Source organism: Paraburkholderia atlantica (assembly GCF_009362785.1).
Classification (GTDB): Bacteria; Pseudomonadota; Gammaproteobacteria; order Burkholderiales; family Burkholderiaceae; genus Paraburkholderia; species Paraburkholderia atlantica.
This window is the reverse complement of the sequence record NZ_WHNQ01000198.1, coordinates 1-993: the sequence shown is the minus strand read 5'-3', so window position 1 is coordinate 993 and position 993 is coordinate 1. Positions and strand designations below refer to the sequence as shown.

The 993-nt window shown below is 54.6% G+C and carries 1 protein-coding gene; it reads left to right on the top strand.

Annotated elements, in window-relative coordinates:
* Positions 1-284: 284 nt before the first annotated feature.
* Positions 285-993, top strand: a 709-nt coding sequence (locus GCT19_RS42200) for an IS6 family transposase (protein ID WP_152855105.1), incomplete at its 3' end; no start/stop codon positions are given.

The following is a 993-nucleotide window of genomic DNA, read 5'->3' as shown; positions in this document are numbered from 1 at the left end:
TAGAACATCATGAATGTTTGTTAGTATGATTCGAAATCGAGTCATGACGAATTGTCCGCGGAATCAAGTGGAATGTTGATCGGAGGGGATCGACGCGCGGCGCATTGGGACAGGACGATGGAAGGTCATCCTCGTTTGACATGGAAACGAACGCCGCTCGATGCCTGTACTTGTCGCGCATGCCATTTCCCGAAGTTCTATGTGCGATAGGATCAAACATATCGGATGGTTCTGTTGCAGTAAGGCCCACGTTAAAATTGGGTAGCGAATTTTTGAGCTGTGCGATGAAGAAGGCGAAGACACCGCGAACCACACTCGCGCCGGACCTGGCCAAGGTCCTGAAGCGCCTTCACTACCCGCTTGAAGTGATTTTGCTGTGCGTGCGATGGTACGTGGCCTATTCGCTGAGTTTGCGCAATCTTGCGGAAATGATGGGCGAGCGTGGTATCGCGGTGGATCATTCGACGGTGTACCGCTGGGTGATCAAGCTGCTGCCGCTCTTCGAAAGGCGCTTCCGCAAGCACAAGCGTCCGGTTGGGAAAAGCTGGCGAATGGACGAGAGCTATATCAAGATCAAAGGCGAGTGGAAATATCTTTACCGGGCAGTGGACAAGGCGGGCGACACGGTCGAATTCCTGCTCAGGGCCAGGCGGGACAAGGTCGCTGCCCGGCGGTTCCTTGAAAAGGCGATCGCCCATAATGGTACGCCAGAGACCGTGACCATCGACAAAAGCGGCTCCAATCTGGCCGCACTGGATGCGGTGAATGCCGATCGCGAGACGCCGATCAAGGTCCGTCAGATCAAGTACCTGAACAACATTGTCGAACAGGACCATCGGGCTATCAAACGCCGGACCCGGCCGATGCAGGGATTCAAGAACTTCCACCGTGCGAGGGTCATTCTCGGCGGCATCGAGGTAATGCACATGATCAGGAAAGGACAGATGAAATGTGCCGGCAAATACCCGTCGTCTGCTTCCCAGCAGTTTTACT